The organism is Micrococcus flavus, assembly GCF_014204815.1.
In the GTDB taxonomy this organism is placed as follows: Bacteria; Actinomycetota; Actinomycetes; order Actinomycetales; family Micrococcaceae; genus Micrococcus; species Micrococcus flavus.
Genome location: NZ_JACHMC010000001.1, coordinates 1333884 through 1357857, shown reverse-complemented (window position 1 = coordinate 1357857; position 23974 = coordinate 1333884). Strand labels below are relative to the sequence as shown.

Annotated in this window: 17 protein-coding genes and 1 tRNA gene; 5 read left to right on the top strand and 13 right to left on the bottom strand. The window is 65.4% G+C overall.

Annotated elements, in window-relative coordinates; translation table 11 throughout:
* The first annotated feature begins 8 nt into the window (after positions 1-8).
* Positions 9-515 carry an MFS transporter gene (locus BJ976_RS06270; RefSeq protein WP_229667083.1) on the top strand — a complete coding sequence of 169 codons (507 nt, stop codon included), beginning with the start codon at positions 9-11 and terminating at the stop codon, positions 513-515.
* 320 nt (positions 516-835) lie between these two features.
* On the opposite strand, the gene BJ976_RS06265 is transcribed toward BJ976_RS06270, so the two are convergent.
* From BJ976_RS06265 to BJ976_RS06215, 11 genes are all read right to left on the bottom strand, one after another.
* Positions 836-2010, bottom strand: a protein-coding gene (locus BJ976_RS06265; RefSeq protein WP_135027982.1) for an IS3 family transposase whose coding sequence is annotated in 2 segments (ribosomal slippage) — positions 836-1723 and positions 1726-2010 — 1173 coding nt in all. Because the reading frame shifts where the segments join, the coding sequence is not laid out codon by codon here.
* Positions 1976-2488, bottom strand: a complete 513-nt coding sequence (locus BJ976_RS06260) for a hypothetical protein (RefSeq protein WP_135027980.1) — start codon at positions 2486-2488, stop codon at positions 1976-1978. The genes BJ976_RS06265 and BJ976_RS06260 overlap by 35 nt, the downstream gene beginning before the upstream one ends.
* Entirely contained in the window at positions 2485-4608 is a 2124-nt protein-coding gene (gene brxL / locus BJ976_RS06255; RefSeq protein ID WP_135027978.1) for a BREX system Lon protease-like protein BrxL, read from the bottom strand. The genes BJ976_RS06260 and brxL overlap by 4 nt, the downstream gene beginning before the upstream one ends.
* 14 nt (positions 4609-4622) lie before the next feature.
* Positions 4623-7118: a BREX-1 system phosphatase PglZ type A gene (gene pglZ, locus BJ976_RS06250; protein WP_135027976.1), complete on the bottom strand. Its 2496-nt coding sequence runs from the start codon at positions 7116-7118 to the stop codon at positions 4623-4625.
* Entirely contained in the window at positions 7115-8161 is a 1047-nt protein-coding gene (locus BJ976_RS06245) for a PDDEXK nuclease domain-containing protein (protein WP_135027974.1), read from the bottom strand. The genes pglZ and BJ976_RS06245 overlap by 4 nt, the downstream gene beginning before the upstream one ends.
* Positions 8154-11597: a BREX-1 system adenine-specific DNA-methyltransferase PglX gene (gene pglX / locus BJ976_RS06240; protein WP_135027972.1), complete on the bottom strand. Its 3444-nt coding sequence runs from the start codon at positions 11595-11597 to the stop codon at positions 8154-8156. Before pglX ends, BJ976_RS06245 begins: the two co-directional genes overlap by 8 nt.
* 12 nt (positions 11598-11609) lie before the next feature.
* Entirely contained in the window at positions 11610-15122 is a 3513-nt protein-coding gene (brxC, locus tag BJ976_RS06235; protein WP_135027971.1) for a BREX system P-loop protein BrxC, read from the bottom strand.
* A 5-nt stretch (positions 15123-15127) separates the two neighbouring features.
* Positions 15128-15727: a DUF1788 domain-containing protein gene (locus BJ976_RS06230; RefSeq protein WP_135027969.1), complete on the bottom strand. Its 600-nt coding sequence runs from the start codon at positions 15725-15727 to the stop codon at positions 15128-15130.
* Positions 15724-16344, bottom strand: coding sequence for a DUF1819 family protein (locus BJ976_RS06225; RefSeq protein WP_135027967.1), 621 nt, complete (start codon positions 16342-16344; stop codon positions 15724-15726). The genes BJ976_RS06230 and BJ976_RS06225 overlap by 4 nt, the downstream gene beginning before the upstream one ends.
* An 89-nt stretch (positions 16345-16433) precedes the next feature.
* Positions 16434-16634 (bottom strand): helix-turn-helix domain-containing protein, encoded by a 201-nt coding sequence (locus BJ976_RS06220; RefSeq protein WP_135027965.1) that lies wholly within the window; start codon positions 16632-16634, stop codon positions 16434-16436.
* 125 nt (positions 16635-16759) lie between these two features.
* Positions 16760-17428, bottom strand: a complete 669-nt coding sequence (locus BJ976_RS06215) for an alpha/beta hydrolase family protein (protein WP_229667081.1) — start codon at positions 17426-17428, stop codon at positions 16760-16762.
* Positions 17429-17439: 11 nt separating this feature from the next.
* Here BJ976_RS06215 and BJ976_RS12020 point away from each other — a divergent pair, with 11 nt between their 5' ends.
* On the top strand, positions 17440-17982 hold the full coding sequence (locus BJ976_RS12020) for a recombinase zinc beta ribbon domain-containing protein (RefSeq protein ID WP_229667079.1): 543 nt from the start codon (positions 17440-17442) through the stop codon (positions 17980-17982).
* A 360-nt stretch (positions 17983-18342) separates the two neighbouring features.
* On the opposite strand, the gene BJ976_RS06205 is transcribed toward BJ976_RS12020, so the two are convergent.
* Together BJ976_RS06205 and orn are read right to left on the bottom strand one after the other, a co-directional pair.
* A tRNA-His gene (locus BJ976_RS06205) sits at positions 18343-18418 on the bottom strand.
* Positions 18419-18521: 103 nt separating this feature from the next.
* Positions 18522-19148 (bottom strand): oligoribonuclease, encoded by a 627-nt coding sequence (orn, locus tag BJ976_RS06200; protein ID WP_135027961.1) that lies wholly within the window; start codon positions 19146-19148, stop codon positions 18522-18524.
* An 88-nt stretch (positions 19149-19236) separates the two neighbouring features.
* Here orn and mptB (BJ976_RS06195) point away from each other — a divergent pair, with 88 nt between their 5' ends.
* From mptB (BJ976_RS06195) to BJ976_RS06185, 3 genes are read left to right on the top strand one after another with little or no spacing between them, the layout of a single operon-like run.
* Positions 19237-20955, top strand: a complete 1719-nt coding sequence (gene mptB, locus BJ976_RS06195; protein WP_167736883.1) for a polyprenol phosphomannose-dependent alpha 1,6 mannosyltransferase MptB — start codon at positions 19237-19239, stop codon at positions 20953-20955.
* Entirely contained in the window at positions 20952-22592 is a 1641-nt protein-coding gene (gene mptB / locus BJ976_RS06190; protein ID WP_167736881.1) for a polyprenol phosphomannose-dependent alpha 1,6 mannosyltransferase MptB, read from the top strand. The genes mptB (BJ976_RS06195) and mptB (BJ976_RS06190) overlap by 4 nt, the downstream gene beginning before the upstream one ends.
* A 5-nt stretch (positions 22593-22597) precedes the next feature.
* Positions 22598-23974, top strand: coding sequence for a glycosyltransferase family 87 protein (locus BJ976_RS06185; protein WP_135027959.1), 1377 nt, complete (start codon positions 22598-22600; stop codon positions 23972-23974).

Here is a 23974-nt window from a genome sequence, read left to right as displayed (position 1 = left end):
TCTAAGCCGTGGGCACGGCGGCCATCGGCCCTCTCGCCGTCGGCGAGTTCGCCATCATCTTCGTGCTGCCGCTCTACCTCGTCAACGCGCTCGGCCTGGATGTGATGGGGGCGGGCCTGGTCCTGGCCGCGATGGCCGCGGGCGCGTTCCTCTCGGGCGCCGCGGCCCGTCACCTGGCGGCCCGGTTCGGCGCCCCGGGCACCGTGCTGATCGGGCTGGGTCTGGAGGTGGCCGGCGTGGTGGTGCTCGCCCTGCTCCTGGGCCCGGACGCCTCGGGCTGGCTCGGCGCTGGGCACCGCGGTCGCCGGGGCCATCATCTCCACCGCCCTGGCCGCCACGCTGCCCGCGGCCCTGGACGACGCCGGCCTCACCGGCCCGGCGGTCGACTCGCTCGCCTCGGCCACGCGGGACTCGGCCGGCACCACGATCCCGCAGCTGCGCACGCAGGGGAAGCTCGGCCCGCTCGGGGAGCACACGGGGGCCGCCGTGGATGCGCTGACGGCGGGCTTCGCTGAGCACACGAAGAAGCCCCCGGAATCTGCATGATTCCGGGGGCTTCGTGTGGGGTGCCTAAGTAGCACGTTCGGCAACTCCGCCCCGAAGACAAAAACCTTGGTCAACCGCCTGTTGCGCGGGGTCTACAAGGTGTCCGCACGACCCCAGAGTAGCGCGCCGAGTGATGGTCGGGGGCCTGTTGTGAGGACTATCGAGACGGCTCAAACTTTTCTCACTGCCTCCGAGGTGGACCAGCTTGTCGGTGATTATCTGGGCGGGATGAGTGTCAAGTCCCTGGCCGAACGGTAGGGACTGGTGCATGGATAGGTGACAGTTTGTCTCACGCCGCGTGTGCGGTCGTGGGGTCCATGATCATCTCGCACTCGACCGGGGTCAACCGACCCAGCCGGTCCTGTCGGCGCCGCCGGTGATACGTCTTCTCGATCCACGTCACGATCGCCGTGCGTAACTCCTCCCGTGTGGCCCATTGCCGTCGATCGAGCACGTTCTTCTGCAGGAGCGCGAAGAAGGACTCCATGGCCGCATTGTCCCCGGCCGAGCCGACCTGTCCCATCGAACCGAGCAGCCCGTGCCGGGTGAGGGCGTCCTGGAACAAGTTCGAGCTGAACTGCGAGCCGCGGTCGGAGTGCACCACGCACCCGGCCACCACGCTCGTGCCTCCTCGGCGCGCCACGGCTTGGTGAAGGGCGTCCACGGCCAACGAGGCCTGCATGCGCCCGGCCATGGAGTACCCCACGATCCGCCCGGCGTAGAGGTCCTTGATGGCGCAGAGGTAGAGCTTGCCCTCGCCCGTGGGGTGCCCGGTGATGTCGGTCAGCCAGAGCTGGTTCAGTCCTTGGGCGGTGAACTGGCGCTTGACACGGTCATCGTGCACGGGCGGGCCGGGCCGGCGCCCGTTCTTGCCTCGCTTGGTCCCGAACGCTGAGTGCCACCGGTTGGCCTGGCAGAGCCGCCAGGCGGTCCGGGTGGCCATGGGTTCCCCGGCGTTCTCGGCCTCGTCACGCAGCAGCCGGTACCCGAACTCCGGGTCGTTCTGGTGAGCGGCGTGCAGGGCGTTGGCCCGGTAGGCCTGGTCGAGATCGGTTCGCGTGAGAGGGTTCTCCAGCCAGCGGTAGTAAGGCTGGCGGGCGAGCTTGAGCACCCGCAAGGACACCACGACGGGGATCCCGTCAGTGGCGAGCTCTTTCACGAGCGGGTACATCATTTTTTCGGCAGGTTCGCCTGGGACAGGTAGGCCGCTACCCGGCGCAGGACTTCGTTCTCCTGCTCCAGCAGACGGATCCTGCGCCGGGCAGTGCGGAGTTCTTCAGCTTCGGCCTTCGTGGTCCCGGGTTTGTTGCCGGCCTCGATCTCTGCCTGACGCATCCAGTTCGTCAAGTAAGACTCGGAGATGCCGAAGTCCTGGGCGATCTGGCGCAGCCGAGTACCGGGCTCGCGGTTCTGGGCCACGCGGACGACGTCATCGCGGAACTCTCGGGGGTAGGGGGCGGGCATGGTGCACATCCTTCCCTGTGGTGTGCGAACACCACAGATCGTATGTCACCTCTTCGCGCACCAGTCCCTTTGTCGTGAAGATGTTGGCTTGCTTAGCAAGTATTGAGCTGTGGCGCTTGAGAAGAATGCGGTTGACGGTGCGCAGAAACTTGGCGTACGAGGTAAGGACGGGTTCTGCGTCAGCGTGACGCTCAATGATCTTTAGATTCGGAACGAGTACTGAGTCGAAGAAGTACGCGTGAATCGACGCGCGGACGAGCACCTTCACTTCATCGTCCGCGGGTGAGTCCGCGAGTTCAGTCAACGCGTCTTCCACGTTTCCTAACAGGCCGAAGAACGACGACGGAGTTCCTGCGCCGAACAGGAAGTTCAGGTAAGATTCCTGAACAATAGTGCGAAGTCGCTCGGGACTGAGGCTGTCCTCGGAAATACCCGATACAGGCCTATGGGAAATCCCGTTGATGCTGATATCGGTCATGAGTCACCGTCGCCTTCGTTGATGTAGGTGATGCCGAAGGCGAAAACCTGGCGGAACTCTTGGCGTCGGGAGCCGAGGTCGTACGGGCTACCGGAGCCCTTCTGGAAGATGTCGAGTCCTCGGCCGAGGAGGAGCTTCCAGCCGCGGTCGGTGCGGATTGACCGGTCGTGGATGGTGTCGTCCCAGGTGACCGTGAACTGGATGCCTGCGGTGGCGGCGCTGTCTTGGATGTCCTTGAGCATGAGGAGGTGTTGTTGCTCGTACTCGCCTCGGACTTCCTTGGTCACGAGCGTGACGGTGATTTCGTCGGCGGGGTCTTTGGAGGCTGCCAGCAGAGCGAGCAGGTCGACGAGGTTGCGCCCTTGGTGCGGCAGCCGGATGTAGGGGTCGAAGATGGTGATGTCGCTTGCACCGCGGAGGTACGGCATGAGCAGCGCTTCGTAGGAGACTCCGCGCTGGTTCTCCTGGAACTCTCGATGTCCCTCGAATAGTTGAGGCGCCTGCGCGTTCGACGGCTGGACCGTCGCTGTGGGTTCTGCGTCGGTGGCATCCACCTCATCGGTCGAGACCACGTCGTCGGTCCGGGGCGATCGCGCTTGGTAGTAGTCGGGGTACTCGTCTTGTTCGAGCGTGGTGACGCCGTGCCAGGTGCCGGTCTTGTCGCTGTAGCCGAAGTTGACGGCGGCCATCGTGGAGTCGATCCGCAGGATTTGGTCCTTGACTCGCTTGCGTCCTTCGACGGCGAACCGGAGCAGCTCCTCGATCTCGGCTGGGGTTGCTTTGCCATCTGGGTAGATCAGCTTCATCAGGCCGGAGAAGGTCTTGTGGATGCCGTCGCGGTCGCGGGTGGAGATGTCTGAGCCGAGGGTGAAGTGCTGCTGGTAGCGGTCGGAGTAGTCGGTGTTGCGCATCGACCGCAGGACTTCGGCGATGTAGTCGACGACGAAGCCGTAGCCGGCGGAGAACATCTCACTGCGGATGGTGTCTACCTCCCAGCCGGGGATGTAGAAGTGGAGCCGGTCGAGGTAGGCGGAGTCGTGGTACGACTCGGGCAGTTCGTCGAAGAGGTCGGAGTGCTTGAGCATGTAGGGCACGTTGTGCGAGGTGTTGCCCACGAACACCATCGATGCTTCGGCCCCGAGGGTCTCGACGCCGCGCGAGAACGACTTGTTCGCCATGTAGTTCTTCATGATGTCGACGAGCGCTTTGTCGGTGCGCTTCTTCTTGCCTGCGAACTCGTCGAACGCGACGACATCCCAGTAGCCAACCAGGCCGATACGGCCGTTGGCGTTGTTGACGAAGAGCTTGGGGACGGTGACCTCGCCACCGGAGATCAGCATGCCGTGGGGCGAGAACTCGGAGTAGATGTGGGACTTGCCGGTACCCTTCGGCCCGAGTTCAACCAGGTTGTAGTTGCGCTCAACGAACGGGATGAGGCGCACGAGCTGCAGGAGCTTCGCACGGCGACCGAACATCTCGGGGTTGAACCCGATGGATTGGATCAGCAGGTCGATCCACTCTTCCGTGTTGAACCCCAGGCGTGATTCGAGGTAGCCCTCGTAGTCGAAGCTCGACATCTGGATCGGCTTCAGGCTTCCTAGAATCCACGGCACCACGCGAGCGTCGTCGCTGTGGAAGTACTCGATGTCGCAGATACACCACACGCCACCGACGAGCAGCTTCGGGTTCGCCTTCACGGTCGCCGGTTCGACGATCACGCCGCTGAGGCCCAGGTTGGCGAACGATGCCTGGTACACGTCCTGCTTGTCGTTCAGGGTCACGGTCACCTTGTCGATGATCCGGTGGCGGCCCTTCTCGCGGATGGTGGACTTCACCAGTTCGGACTCGTTGCGGTGCACGTAGTGGTCAGCAAGAATCTTCCGCACCGCATCAATACCGGCCTGGATCGTCGCCTCGTCGTCGGACGCGGCGTACTGGCCGAGCAAGTACTCTAGCACGTAGGAGGGAACGATCGCGTTGCCCTTGACGGCCTTCACGAGGTCCTTGCGCACGACCGAGCCGCCGAACAGCAGGTTGATCTTGTAGTCGAGGTCGCTCTGCTGCGGTGTACTCGTCGTGGCGTCTGGCTCGTCGCCGGGATGGTTCTGGGTGTCCGTCATGGCTACTGCTCCCCCTAGAAATCGAAGTCCGACGTGAACGAGCGCTTGAGCAGGTACTGAGCCCGCTGGTAGACGCGCCACTGTGTGGTGTTGGGTATCTGCTCTTCGAGTCGGAACTCGACCGTGCGGTTGTTGAACTCGTTGGCGTCCTGGCTGAGCAGCATCCGTGCGCTCTGGTAGCGGTCACGCTTGTCATCGGAGGGCTGGTCGAAGATCAGCTCGGGCTGGTTCGAGATCAGGGTCTCGCCGACGTAGATGCCCGCGCGCAGGGTGCGCGGCTGGACCTTCTCGCTCACTGGCTCGGACTGGAAGAGCTTCACGACGAGTTGCCCGGTGGTGATCTTGTCTGTCTCGGGCAGTACCTCGACGTTGACGAGCCGGGTGTCGCTCTTGCGCTTCTTGTTGACCGTGACGACCGGCACCACGACTTCCTGGAGCGAGGCTCCGCCATGGACGAACCGTGAGCCAGCTCCTGGGAGCTTGAGGCGGTGGATTGACTTGGGAATCTGTACCTCAAGGTCGCTGCTGAGCCCCACCTGTTCGGGCTCAAACGTCCGGAAGGCCGGATCGTCCTTGAGGCCCCGCCCGAGCACGTATCGACGGTTGGTGACCACGAGGTCATCGCCCTGCGGCTTGGTCGATAGGTACGAGGCGTCGGCTAGTGCGGTGTCCTGGAAGAGGAAGCCGTGGTCGGCGGTGACGAGGATGTTCGTGGCGTTCGCGTTGGTCAGCCGCTTGATCAGGTCCACCAGATCGCGCAGCGCGTCGTTGGCAGCCTCGAACACCTGCCGCTCGGTGGTCGCCTTGTCGCCGATTGCGTCGATCCGGTCGTGGTAGACGTACAACACCTGGTGTGCACCGTAGAGTTCGCGCAGCTCACCACGTGGCATCGACAACACTTCCTCGGCCCGGATCGCGAACCCACCCACTGGAGCCAAGACCTTGTTGCGGTTCGCAGTTCCGTCGGAACGCTGGCCGTCAACGAGCACGGGATCGCCACCATGGGAGTGGGCCAGGCTCTTGTGTGGAAGCAGGGCCGCCATGCCGAGCTGGGTGTAGCTCGGCAGCACACCCAGCATCGCGTCGAGTTCCGCGTCGAAGCGGTCTTCCTGCCGGATGCGTGAGCGCAGTTCATCGGCGATCTCGTAGCGCAGCGCATCGGAGATGATGACGACGGCCTTCCGGTTGCCCTTGCGGATGATCGGCTCAACGTGATCGGTGAAGAACCTGGTCTGCGGTCGTAGCGTCACGGATCGCCAGTCCTGCACAGCGTCGACCTGCTGCTGCCAAGAGTTGCCTAGCTCATACAGATACCGGTTCGCATAGTGCTTCTCCACCTCGAAGCGGAGAGCTTCCAGCGGTCCCGCATACTCGGTAGTGCGAGCTGCGAAGTGGAACTGTCGATAGAGCTGGTCGATGCGGAACCACTGCGTGCGGTAGCGGTCCAGGCCCTCGTCGAACGACGCGATCGCGAACCGCGCGGTTGAGAGTTCGCTCAGCAGGTCCGAGGCGGCACCGAGCGCCGTGTACAACTCCCGATACCCGTCCACCCAGATGCTGCTCTGGCGAGCGCGGATCGTCTCTGAGACCTCCCGCGCGTTCATCGTCCGTTCACCAACGGCCTGGGCGAGCAGACTGATGACCTTCTGTTCCACATCCTCGAAGAGGTCATTGCCAGCAAGGTCGATGAGTTCGGCGTCCTCGATGCTGTCCGCGTAGCTCAGGCTCTCTGACGCTCGCCGCGCCAAGATCGCGAGGGCGTCGGTGCTGCGCCGGTCATTGCGCAGGCTCGCGAAGTCAAGCTGGACGTTGCGCAGCGCACCTGGGACCTCCGATGCGAACCCGTTGGCGGCCTGGCGGAACATCCACAACACGAAGTCATCGACGCTGGGCTCGTTTGCTTCATAGCCGTAAATCTTGGCTACCCCAGCCCAGTGGAACCCATCGAGCCCCTGCTCAACCAAGGCTTCGTACTTGCTCGCCTCGCTACGTGCGTTCTCGATCAGCAGCGTGCGAGTGAGTTCCAGCATGCTGTGCTCCCGCTGGCCAAACAAGACAGCGCACATCTTGGCGCGCAACCTGTCCGCGTCGTCGTCGGACGCGAGTAAGGTCTTGAGGATCTGCACTCGCTTGGCGGCCCGGAAGAACTTCTCCTGGTCGCGGACAACCTGGTCGATTCGGGGGCCATTGAGCCCAAGGTCCTGTCGCACGAGCGCCGGACGGTCGGCCGTGAACACGCCGTAGGCCAGCTCAAGGTCGAGCAACCAGTTGCCGATGCCGACGGGTACGCCACCTGCCCTGTAAATGAGGAACTTGGCCGCCGGATCGTCATGCAGCACACGGTTCTTCACCGCGTACTCGTTGTTCTCGACGCGCAACGTCGTGACCTCGCCGAGGTCAAGCGTGTCGAACTCGGCGGCGTACTCGCCATCCGTGTCATGCCAGAACACGATCCGTTGCGACTCGAATCGTCGCTCCAGATGTGGAAGGACCGCGCCGAGCGAGCTCATTCTGCGCCCTCCTGCCCCGATGTCGCTTCGATCTCCCGCCTCGCAACCCTCTCGGCGGCCGCCTGATAAATCTGCTGGATGCGTGCCTGCAACTCGGCCTTCGGCGGTAGCGCGGTCCAGCACTCAGCGACGACGATCCCGTCCTTGTGCATCTCCAGCAGCTCGATCTGCTCGCGACCCGTCTCCGTACACAGGATCAGTTCGATCGGTGACTCCTCACCCTCCTGCCGTTCGTAGCGGTCAAGCCACTTGAGATAGAGCTTCATCTGGCCCTCGTAGGCGGCCTTGAACTTGCCGATCTTCAACTCAACGGCGACGAGGCGCCGCAGCGGTCTGCTGAAGAAGAGCAGGTCGAGGTGGTAGTCGTCATCGTCGATGATTATCCGCTTCTGGCGCTCGACGAACGCGAAGCCGTTGCCCGCTTCGAGCAGGAACGCCTCCATGTCTCGGACGATCGCTGCTTCGAGGTCGCGTTCGAGGAACGTATCCTCCAGGCCGAGGAAGTCCAGCAGGTACGGGTCGCGGAACACGTCGCGCGGGACGCCAGTCTCACCCACGAACTGCGCGTTAGCGATCTCACGGCGCTCGAACGCCTTCCGCGAGATCAGATGGCGCAAGCCTCGAACGCTCAGCCCCTGAGCCATGGCCTCCTGCACGTAGAAGGCTCTGGCCTCTGGGGACTTCAGCGGCAGCAGGGCTCGAAAGTGGGTCCAGCTCAATTGTCGTCCCAGCGAGACGACAATCTGCTCGTCTGGGAACTGCTGGGCGAACTGGACCATGCGGCGAAGGTTCTTCTCCTCGTAGGAACTTCCGTACCGCTCCACCAATTGTCGTCCCAGTAAGACGACAATCTGCTCGCCGTAGGCAGCGCGCTCCGAACCGAGCACTTCCTCGCCGACAAGCCGCCCGAGCCGCCAGAAGGTCAACGTGAGCGCGAGGTTCGTCTGACGAGCCGCCGCAGCCTGGCCTTCCTCGATCACCTCTGCGGCACGCGCGAGCAACTCCCGTTCGGCTCCTCGTTGGCTGCGTGCGCTCTCATTCATCGGCAGCCTCCAACCCAGTGATCTTCTTGAGGGCCGGGTAGAACCTCGGGTAGTTCACCTTTACCCCGTCGTCGAGGTCGATGGCGATCTGTTGCGACGCCAGTGGGTAGAGCACGTTGTGCTCGTACTCATCGAGCTCCAGCAGCACCTTGCGCAGCCGCTCGGACTCCTTCAGCGCTGCGGCCTTCTCGCGTGGCGTGCCATCCCCGGCGGCGAGACGCTCCTGGTGCTGAAGGTTCGCCTCCAGCTTCGACTCGAACTCGCGCAGGTACTCGTTCAGTACCGTCGAGACCGTGGACGGGGTGTAGCGATGCATGTAGATCAACGCGTTGAACGAACCTTTTGGGCTGGAGAACAGCCAGTAGATCGGGCGCTTCTTGTAACGCTTGACGTGATCGTCGTGGAACTTGGATCGTCCGGCACGGGTAACGAAGTACTCCCGCAGAGCCTTGACGCCGAGCGACTCCTCAACGAACCGCAGATTCTCCTCGAAGTGCTCCTCGCCGAACGCCGCCCGCAGGAACTGGCGGAACCTCGCCACAATATCGTCCTCGAACCAGTCACCGTCCACGATCGGTAGAACGTTGTCTGCATCAGGCTCGAACGTCGGCTGTGGCACCTTGGCGAGGTAGTCCTGCATTGTCGCTCCCTGGTCAGCGAGAATCAGGCCGGGTTCGTCGAGGCTGTACCGACCGAACATGCAGCCGATCGCATATGAGACCAGGTCCTGCACGACTGACGCTTCTGAGTACGGCGGCGCGAGCGGTACCTCCGCTGGCGACCAGTCAGCGACAGCGAGCAGGGCCACTTGGAATATACGAGCGTTCTCGGTCTCGATGTCTCTCAGCTCGCTCTGAATCCGGGTATCCATCTCCTGCATGGATCTCACGCTGGACCGAAGTGAGGGATGCCTCTCAGCACCCATGAAGATCGAGTCGAGACCGACGAACCCGCGAGATATCTCCGACCGATCAAAAGTTGCCCGTGATAACTCGATCGCTTGCTGCGCGATCGCTTCGATGCGCGGCGCTGCCAGCGTCTCCTTCGGGATCGGGAGCTGAGAGAGCGTACCAACGCCGAAACCCTTTGGCGAGACGAGCCGCGCCAAAACCTCGAAGGCCGGGCTGTTCATGAGCGCGAGCAGTTGCTCGGTCGTGGTTGCCCCAACCGGGAATACCATCGAGTTCTTCTGATCGAAGATGGTGTCCGTCGAAACAAGGCGCGCCTTGAGATTCCCCGCGAGCCCACCGTAGGAAAGGCCAGGCTGAAAGTAGTACGTTGAGTTTCGAACCACAGAACTCGGATGCGCTCGAATCTCGGCACCGTCGCCCCGCCAGTCAACGACCAGGTCCTCGCGTGCGAACCATCGAGTCGGTGAACTTGACTTCACGTACGGCACCCAGCGTGAGTTGTCGCCAAGACCATCGACACGAACGCTGGAATAGGAGACCTCAAACCATTGGCGTAGGAACCGGGAGTTGTCTCCGGTCTGGAGTCCTGTGCGGACCTCAGCGATCGAACTCATAGCCGATGCTGAGGCAAACGTGCTATGTGCGCTTTCGGATGCCGCATACGGGGTGAAAACCCGGCCCGGAAAGACATCGAACCAGTCAAGCGTGTGCCCGTAGTGCCGAGACGCGTCCCGGAACTGCCCCACCTTTGCATCCGTGGTAGCTCCTCCGGTGGCGGCGATGAAGATGCTCTTCGCGGAGCCTGGAGCGGCATTTTGGAAGAGCGTGGCAGAGACCTGGACGACTCCACCTGCGATCTCGGGGAATGCGCGCGGCCCGAGATGGAGAAGTATTCGGGGAGACAGTGCCTCGCGGACGACATCTCGAAACTCTGCACATTCGACGTTCCCGAGCCAACTATCCATGGTCAGAAGTGCAAGGTAACCCTTCGGCTGTACTAGTGAACGCGACCGAAGCACGAAGGCGAGGTCTATCCCAGTGAATGCTTTCGGGAAGTGCTCTACTACGAAGTCATACAGAGCCCCGCCCATGTTGCGAGCATCCATATAGGGTGGATTCGCAACGAGGAGGCAATAACGAGCGGACAAGAACTCCGCCTGTCGGATCGTCCGCTGGGCCCGCTCGATCGAATCGGCGCGGAGGATGTCGCCTTCGTCGTGGAGCGTCGCGAGGTGTTGGCCGAGTCGGACGGTCAGATCGGGATCGGGCTGGATGAGTGACCCGAGGGTGTCGGCTCCGGCGAACTGGTTCCAGAACAGTTCCTCTGCGCGCTTGTCGCCATCCGCGGTGATGATGTAGTCCAACTCGTCTGGGCTGAACGAGATCGGTTCAAGCACGCAGATGTTCGGCTGGACCTGCTGGTCGAAGAACGTGCGCTGCTTGGCGCGCGCCTTCATGGTGAGTGCGAACGCTGCCAGCGCTCCGGCACGTGGGTCGATCTCGGTGCCGTAGAGGTTGTGGGTGAGGATCAGCTCGGGAATCTCGGAAGGCGTGTAGCCTTCCTCTTCGTAGATCGCGTAGAGCAGGTCGAACGCGTAGGTGAGCATGTGTCCGGAGCCGCAGGCCGGGTCTATGACCGTCAGTTCCTCGGGGCTGGCGACCTTGAGGAAGTCGCCCTCGTTGTCGATCGGTGCGATGTAGTAGTCCATCTGGTCGACGAGTCCGGATGCAGGGTGGTTGAGCATCCACAGGCGGCCAACAGAATTCTCGACGAGGTAGCGGACGATCCAGTGTGGAGTGAAGAGCTGGGTGGCTGCCGGAATCTCGGCCGCGCCTGCCTTCTTGCCCTTCCTGAACCCGTCGAAGACCTCCTGCTTCCGTTCGGAGATGTAGAACTGGTACAGCCATCCGATCACTTCGACTTCGCGGCAGACCTCTTCGGTGAGAGCCGCGGTCGCCTGAGTGAGGATCGAGTCTGCTGCGAGGAGGTTCGCGGGGATGAGGAGTTCGGTGTAGTCGCCTTCACGCTCGAACATGAACGGCATCGAACGGTTCCAGTAACGGCAGTACTCGGCAAGCAGGAGGGTGTATGCCTCGCCCTGGGGGTCCGCGCTGTTGCGGGTTCCGTCGAGGAGTCCGGTGATCGCGTCGAGGGTGCGATTGTTGGTGATGACGGCGGGATCGATGCTGCCGCGCTTGGCGTCGGCGAGTATCTCGGGCTGTCCGACTTGCTGGCCGTGCGCGGGTGAGACGACGCCGATGCCGGTGTAGCCGTTGGCGTCCATGAAGCGCAGCGCAATGATGCGGTTGAACCAGGTGTACGCGACCTTGTCAGCGATCGCGTCCTTGCCCTTGGCGCCGCCTCCCGCGGCCGCGATATCGCGTTCGAGCATGGCCACGGCACGCTGGTTCTCGACTCGTTCCGGTGAGGAGGGGGCGAGTACTGCGGTCAGCCGGGCGCTGACCTGGGTGATGAGTTCGCGCCTGGCCCAGGTGGCGAAGCTCTTCAGCGGTGCGGTTTCCATGGGTGGTGTCTCCTACAGCGCGATGCGCTTGTCGTCGTTGAGGGCCTGGACCAGCGCGGTGCGGAGCGCATCGAGGTAACGGTCTACGTCGTCTTCGGTCTCCAGTACGCCGTGGATGCCGGTGGCACTGATGCTCTTGACCGAGACGGTCTGCTTCACAGGAGCCGTCGAGACCGCCGTGTCGTCGTTGCGAGGACGGGGGTTCTCGGCGAGTTGGTCGAGGATGGCCGGGTAGGTGTGTTCCTCGAAGGTGTTGGCGATCTCGCGGACGACGGCGATCTGGCTCTCACGGCCGATCCTGTCGAGGATCGTGTTGACTTTCTGGGTCGCGTTGCGCTTGGCGTCGTCAGTGGCATTGAGGTAAATCGTGCTGGTCTGGAGGGGCGCCCAACGTGAGTTGATCTCTAGAAGTGCTCCGTCGCGGTTCGCGACAAGCGCCTCGTCGATGCGCGCCTCAAGTTCAACTGCGGCGGCTTTCAGCTTGGTCATCCGGTTACCACGGAAGGCTTGCGGGTCTGCGAGGAGTCCGGCCACCTCTTGGCTGCTCCCAGATGGCAGATAGTTGAGGTTGTTGGCGTTGGTAGTGAGGAGTTCGCTTGCCTCGTCGTAAATCTTGCGCTGGGCGCCGCCGAGGAAGGCTTGGATGGGGTCGATGATGTCGGTCTTCGCGTCAAGGAGATCGTCGGCGGCGGCGAAGTCGCTCAGGTACCAGTCATCGGGCTTGCCCACGACAGAATCCAGCAGCGCGATCGGAGCTTCGAGCTGAGTCACGAAGGGGTACTTGGAGCCGCTGACTCGCGCCTTGAGTTCTTCACTCTTGGCGCGGAGGCGCTCGCTTGTGTGCCGGGCCAATTCGAGCGGGTCTTTCGACACGGCAGGCTCGTCGAAGAAGTCCGTGCAGAAGGCACGAAGCGTGGCGACCTTGCGCTGGTCGAAGGTCTTCTGAGGTGCGACGACTGCATGGGAGTGCTTCTGTGTGTTGCGCAGTGCCGCCGCCACTTCGCTGCGCTTGAGGATGTTGGAATCGACCGTCAGAGTGATCTTCGAGGTGCCGACGAGCCAGGCGACGACGCACTCGATGGAGGCGAGGTCCCAGCCGTAGGGCTTGGCCTGGAAGTGATCGACGATCTTCTTGACGGTGATCTGCTCCCCGAGACGGTCGCGCTGCAGGACGTACGACAGCACCTCATCTGCCGGGGCCGCGGGCGCGTGCATTGAGGAGTCGTCAATCATGGCGGCCTGGTCGGGGTTCGCGAACCCGGCAACCTGCTGCTCGCTGTAAGTGCGTCCATCGAGCAGGCTGAGCTGCGTGTAGGTGCGCGCGATGAGGTCTTGGAACCCCTCGGTGATCCGCGCGACTGCTTCCTGCGACCCGGATGTGAGGTCTGCGGTGTTGATCACCAGATCGGCTCGCCCGACGGCCTGGCGGATTCGCTCTACCAGTTCCTTCTCGCGCTGCGCGTTCTGGGTGGCCTTGGCGCGCAGAATCTGCTCCTCGACCGGCGAGAGCGAACTGGTCTGCTTCCGCTTGGTGTACTTCTCGGTCTTGATCAGCAGCCGCAGGTCGGCCAGCACCCGGTCGTCCGGGGCGAGGACCACGCGCAATTCGTCCTTGCCCGCCGAGTGCATGCGAATCTCCTCCGGCCCGTAGGGGTACTCGGGAGTGATGAAGTGCAGCGAAAGCTCGCGCTGCTGACCGAACGCCTGGTCATCGAGCTTGTACCCGAACGGGAAGTCTTGCCCGTTCTTCGCATACCGGAGCTTGGAGGTCTTGACCACATCGCCGGAGAGAATCTTGTTCAGCCGGGTGGAGACCTCAGATGAGTCGATCTCGACGTTCTTGATCTCTTCCTCGATCACCTGCTCTTCGTTGGTCAGGTACTCGTAGACGTTGCCGTTGCGCTGCACGTATGTCTGGGTTTCCAGGAGCGTGAGCGCGTCTTGAACCTGCTTGGACAACGCGGGCAGGTCGAGTCCGAACCGGTTGTAGACCAGCACGGTTAGGTTGCGCGGAGTGGCCTGGAAGCTCTCGACGTACTTCACCAGGAACAGTGCCTTGAGCAGTCGCACGGCGAGCTTGGTGACCGGTGAACCGCTGTCGGGCAGGTCACGCTCGGCGCGGTCAATTGAGCGCTGTGCCGCGGACTTCAACGACGCGCGGATGCCTGCGAACATGGCGTCGAAGGTGGCCAACGTGCCGATCTCGACATTGCCGATGTCCTTGGCGACTTGCTGGACGACGCCGAGCAAGGAGCGCTCACCAACGGAACTGTTGCGGCCCTCGAAGACGTTGTGGTCAGAGATGCCCTCGATCGCGGCTTGGAACAGAGGGAACTGGTAGCTGACGAACGGGTAGGTGCCGACGAAGTGGGCCTCGTCGGTGAAGTTCCGGTAGGTCTTCGCTCCATCAACGAAGTCAAACAGTGTCTTGAAGTTCGCAGACTCCTGCGCGTAGACGGCTTCGAGCACCTGGGTGCCCTTGTCGTTCTTCTCCAGCAGTCGCTTGCGGATGACCTCTTCCACGTCTGCGGAGGTGAGCTTCACTCGGGTCTTAAACCGGGCCTGAATCTTCGAGAAGTCGTTGCCCTGCTGCTTGGTGCGGTCACCGACGACCTTGTCCATGTCCTCCTGTGAGGTCACGAACACCCAGGCCCGGCCACCGCACTTAGTGTTCAGCGACTCGGCGATCGTCTGAAGGTTCAGCATCAGATGCGTGTTCGAGCCGATGAACTGACCGACCTCATCCACGAAAAAGTTCAACCGGTACCCTGCGGGCTGCTTGTCTAGCCAGTCGCGAACTTCGTCGGCGAAGTCCTCGATCGAGACCGAGTAGGTGTCCTGGTAGGTCTTCAAGATGTCGGGTGCGGCAGATGCGTCGAGGCCGGTGATCTGGGCGTATGCCTCGTTGACTTGCTTGCGCACGGTTGGAAGGCCGAAGCTCGGCCGGCGCTCCATCCACTCCCGGCCCGACGCAGCTTGGAACGCGCTCTTGAACGCATCGAGTTGCCCCTCGTCGTCGAGCTGGCGCTCGAAGCGGGCGATGTGTCCCTGGTCTCCGTAGTAGCCGCGAGACTCATCGAAGATCTTCACGAATACGCGCAGCAGGGCGTCGGTCTGATCCTTGCTGATCAGGGTGGCCTTCTGATCGATGTTGAACAACAGGCTCTTGGCTGGGATGCGGTCGGCCTTGTCGAGAAGGGGCGGGAGGAAGGCATCCGTCGCCTTGGCGCGGAAGCTCTCCGAGACGCGCTCGCGAGGGAAGTCGTCGCCCTCCACATCGCCGAGGAGGTGCGCGAGCATCTTCAACAGGTGGGACTTGCCGGAGCCGAAGAAGCCTGAAATCCAGACACCGTTCGCGTTGGTGTAGTTCGTGTATGCCTCAAGCAGCAGTTCCAGTCCCTTGGCGGCTTCATTGGTCAGGACGTACTCGTCAACCTCGGTGCCCAGGTGTGCAACGTCGTCAGCCTTGATGACGCCCTCGATGGGCCGCTGGACGTCCTTGGCGAAAATCTCGGTGAGGTGCATGACGGTCACGGTTCCTGTTCCAGAATGTTCTTGGCGCGGTAGTACTGGTCGTCCTTCAACCTGCCGAACAGCACGAGCGACGAGCCGAGAGTGTCGGACTGCTCATAGCGGCCGGGGAAGAACATGAGCATCGGTTTGCCCACAACGACGCTCTGCAAGTTGTTCAGCACGTTGTGGGAACGGATATAGGGGAACACCTCACCGATCCCGGTGAGGAACACGATGTCGAACCCACCATCAGCGAGCCGGTCTCGGATCGCGGGCGCGAGATGCTGCTGTGGGTTGAGCATTGCCTGCAGCATCTCGGTGAACTCCGCCTTGTCGAGGTCGGACTCCACTTCGAGAACCTCGTCCCAGTCGCCGCGCTCTTTGAGTACGTCGACCGACAGGTCATAGAGGTTGATCTCGCGGACCTCGATGCCCTTGCTGGCGAGTCGGTTCTTGACCCGTTTCTTCGCTTTCGCTACGTCGAGGGCGTGCTCGGGCTCGTATGGGTAGATGAAGAACGGGACCTCGTTCGACAGGCCTTCCATCTTGAGGAAGCGCTCGCCGCTGAGCACCGCGAACAGGTGCTCTTCCTGGTGAGTGAGTTCGCTCGGCGTCACAGCGCACCCTCCTTGCTGTCTCGGGTCGGGAGGAACCGAACGTCGCTCGGTGTCTGGGCTTCGAACGCCTCGCGGACGCGCTCGGACAGGGTGGCGTGGACGATCTCGCCGTTAGCGAGCAGCCCCGCCTCCGTCAGCATTCGGAACACCGTCGATCGGAGCTTCTGCAACGTGGAGTCCTTCACCTCAGCGAGTTCCGGGTGCCAGAGCGTCTTCCCATGTACGAAGCTGTCGAAGTCCCCGTAGCCCAGCGCTGGCGTGAACAGGAGGAACCGCTCCCGCACGACCTCCTCGGCGAAGTCACCGATGAGCGCATAGTGGCGACAAGCCGCCACCCACATCAAGTGACCGCGCTCGCTCGGGCTCGTATCTCTCAGCAACTCCAACTCGTCGTCGGTGAGTGCAGCCAGGCGCTGCGCAACCTCGCGCGCCAGCCGAAACCCGGACGAGCTGGTTCGCGCCTGGAGCAGGTTCTCAGTACGGAGCCGCTCTCGGACGATTCCCCAGTCACGAGCTTCAAGGTAGAGAGGCGCAGCGATCACCGCTTCTCGGGTCAGGAGGGCGCCACTCGTGAACGACAGCGCGTAGCGGTCCTGATGTTGGGAGATGTCATTCATCTGGTGCCTCCTTCCGGTTTTGGGCAGTGGATCAGGATATGGGATACCACCGGCAAAGTGTCAGCAGCGGCTCAAATCGAGCGGAAAGATCACCCTGGCGGCGATGGGTGAGAGTCGGCGGCTGCGCCGCCTCGGCGCACCCAGTCGTCGATCTCGCTTGCCTGGAACTTCCAGAGGCGACCGACCTTGTGGGCGGGCATGGCTTTCTCGGCGATCCAGGTATAGACGGTGTCTTTGGTGATCCCGAGGTGGGCGGCGATGTCGTCTGCGGACAGCCACGGTTCAGCCACGTCGATCCTCCCTTGCGCGGTGCGACCCCGGACGGGGCGACTACAGGAAGTCTACCGGGGCGGCTACGGTTTGAACCGGGTTTGTGCGGGCGTGGCCGATCTGAACCAGCGCGCTCCGGTGTTCGTCAGCTCGGTAGCTGCGAGGTGAGCCAGCCGCTCACGACCGCCTGCCAGCGCGCAGGGTCGGAGTTCCACGCGAGCGTGTGTTCGGCATCGAAAGTTTGTAGCGTCACAAGTTCGGGGCGCCGCTGCCGGAGCGCTCGTGAGAGTCGCAACGGGGCCGAGCTGTCTCGTGCGCCGCGAAGGATCAGTGTGGGCGTGGTGAGCTCAGCAGCTCGGGTGATCCAGTCGAACTGCCGGAGCGGAATCGACTCGGGCAGCCCGACCATGCTCGCGAACGGGCCGACGGTGAGCCAAGGGATGGCGAGGACCCCCGCTGCGGGCGGTAAGCCGCTGCGGGCGCAGTTGGCCTTGATAATCTCGGTCCAGTCGAGGACGGGTGAGTCGAGGACGAGGGCGGTGATGACCCCGTCGTGGCGCGGGCGGGCGGCGAGCTGGAGAGCGATGGCCGCGCCCATCGACCAGCCGAACAACACGATCCGTTCCGCTCCGCGTCGAACGGCGTATCCGATGGCTTCGTCTACGTCGGCTGTCTCGGTGTGGCCGAGGATGGATCGTCCGGTACCGATGCGAGGGCGACTGGTCAACGAGCCAGCTTCAACACGAGTTGGTGGCTCGCGGGCTGACGACGGCGCCGTCACCGCGGCGACCTTCTCGGCCCATCGGAAAGTCATAGGTGCACCGGATGCTTACCAATCCGTATTACAAGGGCTGTGTCCGGTACCAGGGTGTCACCTACGCCGGAACTCACGATCCGCTCGTGCCGAACGAGGTGTGGGATCAGGTGCAGACCGTTCTCGGCACCCATCAGACAGCGGCCGACGCCACCCAGGTGCACAAGCACTACTTGAAAGGCACGGTGTTCTGCGGGCAGTGCGGCTCGCGACTGATCGTATGCAAAGCGAAGAGCAGCCAGGGCACGATCTATCCATACTTCGTGTGCGCGAGTAGGCACGCGGGCCGGGGCGACTGCACCCGGCAGGCGATGCTGATCGAGCAGGTTGAGCGCCTCGTCGATCGGTTCTACGAACACGTCCAGATCAGCGCAGAGACCAAGCACGCCCTGTCGTCGATGTTGCACGCCCGGTTCGACGAGATGATGTCCGAGGGTGCTGCGGAACTTGCCGACCTCGCCTCACGTCGTACCCAGCTCGAAGACGAGCAGGAGAAACTACTCCGCGCTCACTACGCGGGCGCTGTCTCGCTGGAGTTGCTCAAGCGAGAGTAGGATCGGATCACTGCTTCGTTGGAGACGATCCAGAACCGGATCGACGCGCACCACGGTGAGTATGCGTTCGCTCGGGCGAACCTCGATGACTCACTGACCCTGCTGTCGAACGCTGGCGATCTCTACGCGACCGCCGAGACGATGCCAACCGGCGGCTGTGCAACCAGGCTCTGTTCAGGGCGATCTACATTGACGAGGACAACGACGTGCGAGTCGGGTACAAGACCCCGTACGACGGGCTGAGCGTCGAAGGGCTGCAAGCCGACGCGCTCATCTGGGCCGCCGAGGCAAAAAAGTTGGGCCAGGCCCGAACCCCGACTAAGGGCGGACCCTTAGTCGAAAGTTCAAACCTGACCCATCTGGGGTGAGCGACGGGGATTGAACCCGCGACCTTCTGGACCACAACCAGACGCTCTGCCGACTGAGCTACGCCCACCACGCCTGCTTCACACGGACGGATCCGCGCGACGCAGCGGGGTCCACAGTACATGAGATCCCGCGCAGCGCCGAATCGGGGCGGCGGGGCCGGGGGTGCCGGCTCAGGCCTGCGCCCCGGACACCACCTCCGCGATGGCGCGGGCCTCGTCCGTGGTGGGGCCGGGGGCGGGGACCATGACGGCGGCCCGGTAGTAGCGCAGCTCGGTGATGGAGTCCTTGATGTCCCCGAGGGCGCGGTGGCCGCCGGTCTTGGCGGGGGCCTGGTAGTAGGCGCGCGGGTACCACCGGCGGGCCAGCTCCTTGACCGTGGAGACGTCCACGATCCGGTAGTGCAGGTGCGCCACCACCTCCGGCATGTACCGGGAGAGGAAGAGCTTGTCCTGGCCCACCGAGTTGCCCGCGAGCAGGGCCTTGCCGGCGGGGACGCGTTCAGTGAGATAGGCGAGGACGCGGGCGGCGGCGTCGTCGAGGGCCATGCCGTCCTCGAACTCCTCGATCAGGCCGGAGGAGGTGTGCATGTCCCGCACGAAGGGGTCCATCTGCGCCACCGCGGCGGCGGAGGGGCGGATCACCAGGTCGATGCCCTCGTCCAGCACGTTCAGCTCCGCGTCGGTGATCAGCACCGCCACCTCCACCAGCTCGTCCACGTCCGGGTCCAGGCCGGTCATCTCGCAGTCGATCCAGACCAGGGGGGCGGCGTCCTGTGCGGGGGTGCTCGTCTCGCTCATGGCGCCCAGGCTACTCGCGGGCACCGGTGGTAGATTCCCGGGAGCCCCGGAACGGGGCCCCGACGTGCCCATGGAAGGACACCGCCGCATGAGCGTGCCGGCCTCTTCGCCGTCCGGGTCCACGCCGTCCCGCCTCGAGTACATCGGCGTCGGCGGGCTGCGCACCGACCCGAAGACCGCGGGCCGCCCCGGCTGGCCGGTGGCGGTGGGCCTGATCGGCTCCCTCCTGCTCGTGGCCGGCTCCTTCAGCGTCGGCTGGCTGGCCTCCGCCTCGCCCATCAACCGCTGGGAGTGGCTCATCCCGTGGCGCACACAGGAGTCCGGCGTGCGCGCCGGGACGGTCCTGCTGACCCTCGGCTGCTGGGTGATGTTCTGGGCCTGGCTGCGGCTCGGCCAGACCCTGCGGCCGTTCGGCCCCGGGGCGCTGCGGCTCGTGAACCTGGCGACGGCCCTGTGGTGTCTGCCCATGGTGGTCGCGCTGCCGATCTTCAGCCGGGACATCTTCGCGTACGTGGGCCAGGGACGGCTGATGGTCGCCGGCCAGGACCCGTACGAGGACGCCATCTCCTCCCTGTCCAACTGGTTCCAGCTCGGCGCGGACGCCACGTGGGCGGACTCGGAGACCCCCTACGGCCCCGTGTTCCTCTGGATCGAGGAGGCGGTCGTGCGCATCTCCGGGGACACGGACCCGGACCTGGCGATCCTCCTCTTCCGGCTCGTCGCGGTGGCCGGGGTCGTCCTCACCATGGTGTTCGTGCCGCTGCTGGCCCGGCGCCTGGGCGTCAACGGGGCCTGGGCGCAGTGGGTCTCCGCGGCCAATCCGCTGTTCACCATCTCCTTCGTGGCCTCCGGCCACAACGACGCCCTCATGGTGGGCCTGGCGCTGGCCGGCGTGTGGTGCGCGCTGCGCGCCGGCCGCCCCCGCCGCCCGCAGCCGGCGTGGGCGTGCGCGGCGTGGGGCCTGGCCGGCGTCGTGCTGGTGACGGCGTCCCTGGGCGTCAAGCCGATCACCCTCGTCCTGCTGCCCTTCATCGGCCTGCTCTGGGCCGGACCGCACGCGGACTGGCCGCGACGGTTCGTGTTCTGGGGTGTGACCGCGGCCGTGTCCTTCGGGCTGATGGCCGTGGTCGGCGTGCTGAACGGGTTCGGCTTCGGCTGGGTGGCCGTCATGGCCGGGACGGGATCCGGCACCGTGGTCTGGGCGCCGATCGGCATGCTGTCCAAGGCCACCGAGAACCTGGTGGCCCTCACCGGCGGCGAGCCCGACCTCCAGGCGATCGAGGGGGTCTACAAGACGGCCGGGCGCGTGCTGTCCGTGCTGATCGTCCTCGTGCTCATGTTCATGGGCCCCCAGAACCGGGTACTGACCCGCATGACGTGGGCGTTCACCGCGCTGGTGGTCCTCTCGCCGATCATCCAGCCGTGGTACCTGCTGTGGCTCCTGCCCTTCTTCGCCGTGCTCGGCATCCGGGACAACTGGCAGGTCAAGTGGATCGTGTTCACGGTGGGCTACTTCCTGGCCTTCGGCGCCTCCGACCAGCTGTTCACGTGGCAGTTCCTGGATGTGGCCGGTGAGGTGGAGGCGATCTCCCTGGCCGTCTCCGCGCTGAGCCTCGTGTGGATCCTCGTGGTGGACCGGCGCACGAGCCGGTTCATCAAGGACCACTGGCACGTGCGTCCCGCCCTGCGCGAGGGCGTCCGCCGCCTGCGCCGGCGCCCCGCCGACGACGCCGTCCACATCCGACCCCACCCGGTGGTCCGCGTGACGGACGCCGACGACGCCGGCCGCGCACCGGGGCCGCGATGAGCCGCCCGTCGGGCGCCGGGTCGACGGCCCGGCCCCGGGGACGGGCCCGGCCCGACCCGCGCGGCACCGTGCGCGCGGGGCTCGTGGCGTCCCTGGCGGTGATGGCGGCCTCGTGGGGCGTGGGCTGGCTGCCGATGACGCCGTCGTCGGCGTTCTCCGGCTCCACCCTGCTGGTGCCGCTGCGTACCGGACTGCCGGGCGTGCTCGCGTGCGCGGTGCTGCTGGCCCTGGGCACGTTCGGCCTGGTGCGGGCGTGGCTGCGGCTGGGCCGGGCACTGGACGGCCGCTGGGAGGAGCACGCCGGACTGCCGGCGCGGGCCGCGTGGCTGTGGTCCGCGCCCCTGATGCTCGCGCTGCCGATCTTCTCCCGGGACGTGTTCTCCTACCTCCAGCAGGGCCGGCTGCTCTCCCTGGGCCTGGACCCGTACCAGAGCGGCGTGTCCCGTCTGTCCGGCTGGTTCATGCAGGGCGCCGACTCGCTGTGGGCCGAGTCGCCGTCCCCGTACGGGCCCCTGTTCCTGCTCTTCGCCGAGGGCATCTGGCACGTCACCGGCGGCCAGGTCGAGCTGTCCGTCACCGCGTTCCGGCTGCTCGCGCTCGCGGGGCTGGGCCTGTGTGTGTGGGCCCTGCCGCGCCTGGCCGCGCCGGGCGGCCGGTGCGGGCCGTGGGCGGTGTGGGTGGTGGCGGCCAATCCGCTGTTCCTGCTCTACATGGTGGCCGGCGCCCACAACGACGCCCTGATGGTGGGCCTGCTCCTGGCGGGGCTCGCCCTCATGGTCCGGGCCCCGCGCCGCCGGGTGACGGCGCTGTGGGGGATCGTGCTGGTGGCCCTGTCCGTGGCCATCAAGCCGCTGACCGCGCTCCTGCTGCCCTTCGTGGGCCTGCTCCTGCCCGCCGGGGCGGCGCCGTTCCGGCCGGGCGCCCCGCGGATGCGGCGCACCCGCCGGCTGGGGCCGTGGATCACCACGGCGACGGCGGCGCTCGCCGTGCTGACGGTCCTCGGCGCGCTCTCCGGGCTGTGGTTCGGGTGGGTGCGCGCCATGACCACGAGCGGCGACGCGGCCTTCCCGTACGCCCCGGCCGGCCTCGTGGGCCTGGCCCTGGGCTGGGCGGTCGACGCCGTCTCCCCGCTGCCGGCCCGGCAGGTGGCCGGCTGGTTCTACACGGCCCTGACCGCCGTGACCCTGGCGTTCACCGCCGGGCTGGCCCTCCGGCGCCGCGCCCCCGAGCCGCTGGCCGCGTCCGCGGCGGTCCTCGTGGTGGCGATCCTGGCGGCCCCGATCGTCCAGCCGTGGTATCTGCTGTGGGTGCTGCCCCTGCTGGCGTGCGCCCCGCGCCCGCTGCCCGGCCCGGCCGACCACCCGCGGTGGCTCGGGTGGGTGACGGCGGCCGCCGTCCTGGTCCTGGCCGCGGTGGGCGTCGTGGACCAGCTCTCCGTGGCGCAGTGGCTGCCCCTGTGGCTCGTCCGGGCGGTCGCCGCCGCCGCGGCACTGGGCGCCGCAGCCTGGATCGTGCGCGGCGACCCCGCGACCGCCGCCGTGTTCCCTCGCGGCCGGGGCGCGCCCCCGGATGAGACCATCGAGCCCCGGGAGCCCATGTCCGCCCCCGCCCGCCCCGCCGATACCGTCCAGGAGTGAGACCCGTGAGCTCCCGTCCCCGCACCGCCGCACTTCGCCCCACCGGCCGTCCCTCCCCGCGGTGGATCGGCCTGCTGATCGCCGTCACGGCGGTGGCCGCCGTCGTCGCCCTCCTCACCAAGCAGTGGTGCCGCCTGAACGGGTGGGCCGCCCCGGACGTGCACGTGCACATGTGCTACTCCGACTTCGCGCAGCTGTTCCCCACGCGCGGGCTCGCCGAGGGGTACTTCCCCTTCTACACGCCCCTGCCGGAGGAGCAGTGGATGGAGTACCCCGCCCTGCTCGCCGTGGTGGCGGGCGTGACCTCCTGGCTGGTGCCCGCGGACGGCTCCCTCCACGAGCGCACCGTGGCGTACTTCGACATCAACGCGATCGGCGTCACCCTGTGCTGGATGGTCACCGTGGCGGCCACGGCGTACACGGCCCGCGGGCGCGCCAAGGACGCCCTCCTGGTGGCGGTGGCCCCCGGGATCATCCTGACGTCCCTGCTGAACTGGGACCTGTGGGCCGTGATGCTGGCCGCCCTGGCGCTGTGGGCCTGGTCCGAGGACCGGCCGGTGCTCTCCGGCCTGCTGATCGGGTTGGGCGCCGCCATGAAGCTCTACCCGCTGTTCTTCTACGGGGCGCTGCTGGTGCTGGCTGTCCGGACCGGCCGGTGGCGCGGATTCCTCGCCGCGCTCGGCACGGGCGTGGCCGCGTGGCTCGCCGTGAACGTGCCCTTCATGCTCACCGCGTTCGACCAGTGGTCGCGGTTCTACACCTTCTCCGGTGACCGCGAGGTCTCCTTCTCCTCCACGTGGCTGGCCCTGTCCTGGACCGGGTGGTCCGGCTCCACGTTCTCCACCCTGCAGAACGGGATGTTCGCCCTGTGCTGCGCCGCGATCGCCTACCTGGGCGTCGCCGCCCGGCACCGGCCCCGGGTGGCCCAGCTGTGCCTGCTGATCGTGGCCTCGTTCCTGATCTGGGGGAAGGTGTACTCCCCGCAGTTCGTGATGTGGCTGATCCCGCTGGTGGTCCTGGCGAACCCGCGGTGGCGGCAGTTCTGGATCTGGCAGGCGGTCGAGGTCTACCACTGGGGCGGCGTGTGGATGGAGTCCGCGCGCATCACCTCCGGCGGCGCCTTCGCGGACGGCGCCTGGTGGATCACCGGCTGGTACGCCTCCGGCATCGTGGCGCATGTGCTGGCCCTCGTCTGGATCATGGCCACGGTGGTGCGGGACATCCTGGACCCCTCCCGCGACCCGGTGCGGCGCGCCGCGCTCGCGGACGGCGTCGATCCGCTGCCCTCCGGCGTCGCCGAGGACCCGGGCGCGGGCGTCTTCACGGGAGCGGAGGACCGGTTCCTGCTCCCGCCGGCCGGCCGCGGGCTGCAGCGGGCCTGA

Excerpts from the sequence above, each read along its gene's own strand:
- brxC (WP_135027971.1), bottom strand. The coding sequence starts at position 15,122 with ATGCACCTCACCGAGATTTTCGCCAAGGACGTCCAGCGGCCCATCGAG.
- BJ976_RS06215 (WP_229667081.1), bottom strand. The coding sequence starts at position 17,428 with ATGACTTTCCGATGGGCCGAGAAGGTCGCCGCGGTGACGGCGCCGTCG.
- BJ976_RS06245 (WP_135027974.1), bottom strand. The coding sequence starts at position 8,161 with ATGAATGAGAGCGCACGCAGCCAACGAGGAGCCGAACGGGAGTTGCTC.
- BJ976_RS06225 (WP_135027967.1), bottom strand. The coding sequence starts at position 16,344 with ATGAATGACATCTCCCAACATCAGGACCGCTACGCGCTGTCGTTCACG.
- BJ976_RS12020 (WP_229667079.1), top strand. The coding sequence starts at position 17,440 with ATGCTTACCAATCCGTATTACAAGGGCTGTGTCCGGTACCAGGGTGTC.
- mptB (WP_167736883.1), top strand. The coding sequence starts at position 19,237 with ATGAGCGTGCCGGCCTCTTCGCCGTCCGGGTCCACGCCGTCCCGCCTC.
- orn (WP_135027961.1), bottom strand. The coding sequence starts at position 19,148 with ATGAGCGAGACGAGCACCCCCGCACAGGACGCCGCCCCCCTGGTCTGG.
- BJ976_RS06260 (WP_135027980.1), bottom strand. The coding sequence starts at position 2,488 with ATGACCGATATCAGCATCAACGGGATTTCCCATAGGCCTGTATCGGGT.
- pglZ (WP_135027976.1), bottom strand. The coding sequence starts at position 7,118 with ATGAGCTCGCTCGGCGCGGTCCTTCCACATCTGGAGCGACGATTCGAG.
- brxL (WP_135027978.1), bottom strand. The coding sequence starts at position 4,608 with ATGACGGACACCCAGAACCATCCCGGCGACGAGCCAGACGCCACGACG.
- pglX (WP_135027972.1), bottom strand. The coding sequence starts at position 11,597 with ATGGAAACCGCACCGCTGAAGAGCTTCGCCACCTGGGCCAGGCGCGAA.
- mptB (WP_167736881.1), top strand. The coding sequence starts at position 20,952 with ATGAGCCGCCCGTCGGGCGCCGGGTCGACGGCCCGGCCCCGGGGACGG.